Origin of the sequence: Diplocloster agilis (genome assembly GCF_019042275.1) — a bacterium.
GTDB lineage: Bacteria > Bacillota > Clostridia > Lachnospirales > Lachnospiraceae > Diplocloster > Diplocloster agilis.
On record NZ_JAHQCW010000041.1, the window covers coordinates 45,283 to 51,282 of the forward strand.

Below are 6,000 nucleotides of genomic sequence, written 5' to 3' on the forward strand. Positions count from 1 at the left end.
CCTTCATTTCGTTTGATCCTCCATTTGATACCGGGACCCGGTCCCATTCAGTTCGATATCGGGCAGATTAACCGGCATGGTAGTCCACAGCGTGTCGCTTACCAGTCTTTCACCCAGATTCGTGTTGGCGTCGTCCACACGGTAGAGTTCGGCCCGGATCTTGCTGATTCCTTCCGTCATGACATTATTCAGCTGATCCGGCTCTATATAATAAACCCAATAACCGTTTTCCGTCTCTCCAAGTTCGCCATGGGCCGGTACATCCGCAAAGATTACCTGTACTCCTTCGATCAGCTCATCTTTTTGGTTATACAGCTTCAGCGCATTGTAGGCCGGATTTCCTTTATAGCCGCCGGTGAAGATCAGGGACCCCTTCGGGATTTTGTCTCCTGTACTTTGATCCAGCACGTAATCGGATTTTAATATCCCGATTCCTTCCTCTGTCAACTCCACATTATCACCGGAGGGCCCTAATACGTCCACTTCGGATACGGATACCTGTTTCTGATTCTTTGCCGTCAGGCGCAGATAAGAGGCGTCATAGGTATAGAGCCAGCTGTCATTCTCCTTGTTAAAATAAACCAACGCCGTCCGGTTTTCATCCAGAACAAAGGTTCCGGTCTTCACCGTTTCCCAATTTTGGTTATCCGCGCTTACCTGAATCTCATAATCTTTAATCGGAGTTCCGGTTGCTCCGGCTGTGTACTTGAAGCCGGCAACCGTAAGCAGTTCCTGGAAATTAAGCGTTATCACAGCGTTGCCGCTTTTCACCGATCCGGAATACACATTCTCATAATCCTGGTCGATAATTTTATCGACAGCCGAAACCACTCCGGGCTCCGGATTGTCATCGCTTCCCACTTCTGCCGTATCTTCCTCGGAGGACATATTCGTCTGCGCGATCCAGTTCGTCTTGTCCAGACTTCCGTCGTGGGAGATCTTAACCGGTTCAAGCGTTACCGGCTTCGCGGCATTCAGCCACTTATCATAGGCCGTCACTTCATAGGTAAATACCCGGTTATTCACCGTTGCAATGGTATCCGTATACTGATCCTGATCGGCTGTGACAAATGCCACCGCTTTTCCATTGCGGCTGATTTCATACCCCAGCATGGACGACTTATCCGCGCCCTGTAGACTGAGATTCAGTTTCACCTGAGTTGCATTGCCCTGATGCTCCAAAGATGCCTGTACCGACGCCTGAGCGGCTGTGGAGGCATTTCCTTCGATGGTGTAGGCTCTGGCCTCATCGTTGATATACCAGATCGGCCTGGATTCCTTCTCAAACTGGGCGGCATAAGCCCGGGTCGTCTCATTGGGCGTCATTCCCCAGTGTTCAAAGAAGGAAAGCAGATCCTTCTGGGCGGCCGCGCAGGACAGACGCATCAGATTATTATCCACGTCTTTTCCTTCCAGAGTGAGCTTCACACCATCGGGTGCCGGGGCAATAGCCGTATTCCGGGCGTACGCGTCAACCCGGGCAAAAAACAGGTTTTTGAACTGTTCCTCGTAATCCTCATACGTCTTATAGTTATAATCCTTATCGTAAGCCAGATGCAGCTGCCAGTACATACCCAACGCCGTAAATACATTGGACGCCCTTCCCGCCGTGCCGGAAGTCACTTTCTCATAGACATCCTCGTACCGGAAGCGGACGCTGTCGTTGGTATCATGAGCCTGGGACAGCACCGAGAAATAATTGTTGGTAATCTCAGCTATGGCGTATTGGCTCTGATTGATTTCATGTCCGATCTCATGAGCGATTCCCCAGCCGAAGAATCTGCCCTCGGACCATTTCCCGTTTTCCTCACTGACCAGGGAAGGGGAAGCGGACAGGCCGCTGACAGAGCCGAACTCTATTCCGATATGTTTTCCTCCGGCGTACATAAACGCGCCGCTGAACATTCTCATGTAACGGATATTCAGTCTGGTGACCGGAAGGTTATTCTTATTGCCATAGGCCGCCATAAAGTCCGGATTGTTCTTCTGCTCCTGGGTATAGGTACCCAGTCCTTTATGCTGATAAAAAAGGTCCACCATACGTTCCATGGCGTCCATGGAACGGTTCAACTGCTGCGCCTGCTCATTTATCGTGCCTGTTCCAAGCCCTGCCAGAATCTGTGTGGCCGGCACGGACAAAAGCACCCGGTCCAGAACGATTTCCGTCTCATTATTGATACAATCCTGAGGCCGGTAAGCAAAGTTACAGTTCGTACCTTCTTTTTCATGCTCCTGCTGATGTCTTTGTTCCAATCCGTCCGTGTAGGAATTTAACTTCTCCACATATGCCGTGATCTTCGCCATCCGGTCACTTTCTGCTGTTTTCGACAGATCCAGTACCGGTATGGCTGTTCCTCCGCTTACCCGGACGCTGTATTTTTCGTTCGCGTTGTTCCCCTTATATTCTATGTACAAGGAACCGCCCAGTTCCATATTAAGGCTGGAGATCTGGGGAATTGCCACTTCGTTCATACCCACTTTCAGGGTTTCAACCACGGTCTTGCTCCAGGCGCTGGCCTCCGCATGGTACTGAGTGGCTACCAGACGCAGATTCGTGTTATCTCCTGTTTTCTTACCGGCGCTTCCCACATAGACATTCAGCACTTCCCCGCTTCTGGCCACAACCCCAAGGGACTGCCCGGAATTCAATCCGCCGGCAAATCCCGTCTGGCCGTCATACGCGGAGGAAACGGCTGTATCGATGGACAACGGCGCGTCCAGACCGGTATCGTTCAGAACCGCCACCGCATTATCCAACTCCCGCAGAAGCAGGTCTTTCTTCGGGTGCGGATCGCCGCTCACCGCGTCAGGCGCGCTCACCCGGTCTCTCAGATCGTTCAGGCCGTCAAGCGTAACCGAATCTTTCAGTATCATATGCAGATCATCCTGCCAGAGGGCGTTGATCTCGTCTTCCAACGGGCTGTATTCATAGAAGTTCAGTTCCGATATGGTGACGGGATCTGCGTAATACCTGGTATAGCGTACCCGGATCTTCTTCACCTCTGATTTCGGGAAGTTTACCTGAATGGTATTCGACGCCCCGGACACGCCTGCAGTCGTAACACCCTTACCGATATCCCCGCTGCCATACACGTTCTCGGCCCCCTGCGCATCCCATACAGTGATCTGCCATTTTGCAAATGAACCGTATCCTTCCCCCTGATAAGCGGAAAGGATCAGATGATCCATCGTATATTCCCGGTCAAAAGTAACCGTCACTCCCGCCAGCTGTGCATTGGAGTTGGAATAATAATAGGTGTCATAATCGCCGTCCACCACCCAGGCCGGATCAAACCCGTCCGGGTACTGGCCCTGCAGATATCCGTCCGTGGTGACGCTTTCGATATGATCCGTCAGCGGGCTTCCCTCTTTCTGACGGTTAATCAGCTGGTACCTGGTAACCTTGACCTGGCTGTTCTTCGTGGTTCCCGTGTAAATGGCAGACGCCTTGCTGGTCCCCACCTCATTGGTGCCGGTCAGATAAATATAATACTTTGTATTGTTATTAAGCCCCTCCAGATTATAAGTGACTGTTTTTATTCCGGAAACCTCCTGATACTGGCTCTCTCCGTCTTTCTTGTAGTACAGGGTATAGGAGTCCGTATCTTTCATATTCTTCCACGAAATCTTTAATCCTCTGTACAGACTGGCTACCGAGACATTTTCGGGAGGGTCCGGCACTTTGGTGGCCACCGGAACCGCTTCAATGGATTCGGAGTAGCCGCTTCGCCACTCATCATTGACAGACTGGACGCTGATCTCATAAGCCACTTTATTTTCAAGCTTCTCATTATTCAAAGTGGTGATCTTCAGACTGTTCTGTGCAGTGAAAAAGATCTGGGTATTATCCCCGCTGGTCACTTTCACCTCATACCCGGTCACATTGGTCTCACGGCTCCATTTGACCGTAATCTCCCGGCTGCCCGGTTCTGCAGTCAGATTCTTCGGAATATTCATCTGGGGCGCCGGAATCCGGTCTTCCATCTGGTTCAAAAATTCCACCTGAGCGATATCCGCCAGCTTCTTGCTGCTGGTATCTGTCACTTTGATCGTGATTTTTTTCACCGCGATCTGATTACCCAGATTTACAACAATCGTTCCGTCCGCTTCGATAACCGCTTCAGGCCCTAACGATCTGGCCCGGAAATAGGCCGCCTTAGTCCGTACGGGACAGTTAAGCGTACTGCCGTCCTCCAGCGTAAGCGTAATCTCTGCCTCCTGAATCCGGTTATCCGAGTTTACCGGCGGATGTATCGCAAATCCTTCCATGACAACAGAACCGGTCTCAATCTCAAGCTGAACCGGCTGTTCCGGAGTAATATCTTGATCTGCGCCAAGTCCCATGCTTACGTAGGATCCGTTATCCTCCAGGATATCCTTTAGTTCCCCATGAACCGTCACGTTCGGCTCAGTAACCTGCACCTGCATCCCGGAAGTTAGAACCGTCCGATACGGCACGGCTTCCAGGGGAGCCGCCTGATAGTTGGCGGTAAAATACTGAAGATCCGCCAGATCCACCTGCTGGTCCTCGTTCAGGTCACAGGAGCCGCCGGCTTCCTGCCCTTTCAAAGCCGCTATCAGCTTGTCCTTGTCCGAATCATCGATCTTCCCGTCGCCGTTCACGTCCCCATATCCGATCACTCCGGGATGCGCTTCCTGCGCCCGGTAGGACTCGTCCATCTCGTGGCTGTTCATGAACACGGCCCGGTAGGACAGCCCCTCTGTGTCTAACGAAAGCTGCTGGGTATAAGTTTCATACCCGGGACCCCACAGTTTTAAACTGTATTTTCCCGTCGGCAATTGCTCGAATACTGCCGCCTGCTTATTGATTGTGCCTTCGGCGGTAATCGGGGCCAATGTCTTCACCAGCGCTTCCCCCTGCCCAGGCTGTATAGAGACATGCAGCTCTTTTTTCGCCTCCGGCAGCAGGAAACCTATTTCCACTGTTAATGCACAGGTATTGTCAACCTTTGTATTCTTATTATTTCCGGTATCTCCTGTCTTTTGTTCCTCCGGCGCAGCTGGCCGCATTTCACTGGTAACCGCCCCATTAGAGGCTGTTCCTTCCGGCGTCACCGCTGGTGATCCGCCTTCCGGTGCGGCAGCCGGTGTGGCAGTAGGCGTCACTGCAGGCGATACAGCCGGCGTGACTGTAGGCGTGGCAGTTGGCGTGACAGCCGGTGTGCTCTCCGGCCCCTGATTTGTCTGTGCTCCCGCCGGCGTCTCGCTGGGCAGCACATTGTTCAAACCGTCCTGCCCCGCTTCGGTATGCGTTCCCGGCGTCTCCGGCGCCACAGACGCATAAGCGGGTGGAGCGGCGAATAACTGCAACGAACATTGCAGCACCAGCATCCAGGCTATTAATTTCCTCAAATCCCTCATTCCTTTCCCTCATTTACTTATAAAACGAAAAAACAGTATTCTAATGAACACTGTTTATACGATCTATACTACCATTTTTTTACAATAACTGTCAATGAATAATCACACGGCAGTCACACTTTTTGCGTGCTGCTCTTTACTATCGAAAGAACAAAGACCTTCGGCCCTTCAACTCCCCTAACTCCTCATAATTAAAGACCATCTGAGCTGCCAAAAATTTCTTGAACAGGTAAGTTACTATCGTTTCTCTGCATACTATCTACCATTTATGGATAAAAAGACAGACAGATAAATGTTTTGATGGTACAACCTTTGAGCGTCTAGAGCAGATTTACTACTTTGATCAGAAACTTCGCGTTCTTATGATTAAGATGTGGTGTCAGAGTCTTGTAGCCCTGTGGATTGAGATACGACATTTTGACGGCAATAACCAAGACGAATATATGTTCTTTTCTCAGAATAACAAAAAGCTGTGAACCCGCATATATACTGCGGTCACAGCTTTTTTAACAACTGAGGCATCGGGGATTCGAACCCCGGACAACTTGATTAAAAGTCAAGTGCTCTACCAACTGAGCTAATATCCCACAATGCCCTATATAAGCGGATCTTCCGCTA

The 6,000-nt window shown here is 50.9% G+C and carries 2 protein-coding genes and 1 tRNA gene; 1 reads left to right on the forward strand and 2 read right to left on the reverse strand.

All coding sequences use genetic code 11. The annotated features are described in order from the left end of the window. Window positions 1-3 precede the first annotated feature (3 nt). Window positions 4-5,373 carry a fibronectin type III domain-containing protein gene (locus KTH89_RS19725; RefSeq protein WP_238722838.1) on the reverse strand — a complete coding sequence of 1,790 codons (5,370 nt, stop codon included), beginning with the start codon at window positions 5,371-5,373 and terminating at the stop codon, window positions 4-6. A gap of 266 nt (window positions 5,374-5,639) precedes the next feature. Here KTH89_RS19725 and KTH89_RS25260 point away from each other — a divergent pair, with 266 nt between their 5' ends. Beyond that, window positions 5,640-5,858 carry an Abi family protein gene (locus KTH89_RS25260; RefSeq protein WP_408639972.1) on the forward strand — a complete coding sequence of 73 codons (219 nt, stop codon included), beginning with the start codon at window positions 5,640-5,642 and terminating at the stop codon, window positions 5,856-5,858. A 38-nt stretch (window positions 5,859-5,896) separates the two neighbouring features. On the opposite strand, the gene KTH89_RS19730 is transcribed toward KTH89_RS25260, so the two are convergent. Continuing rightward, window positions 5,897-5,969, reverse strand: a tRNA-Lys gene (locus tag KTH89_RS19730). Window positions 5,970-6,000: the final 31 nt, after the last annotated feature.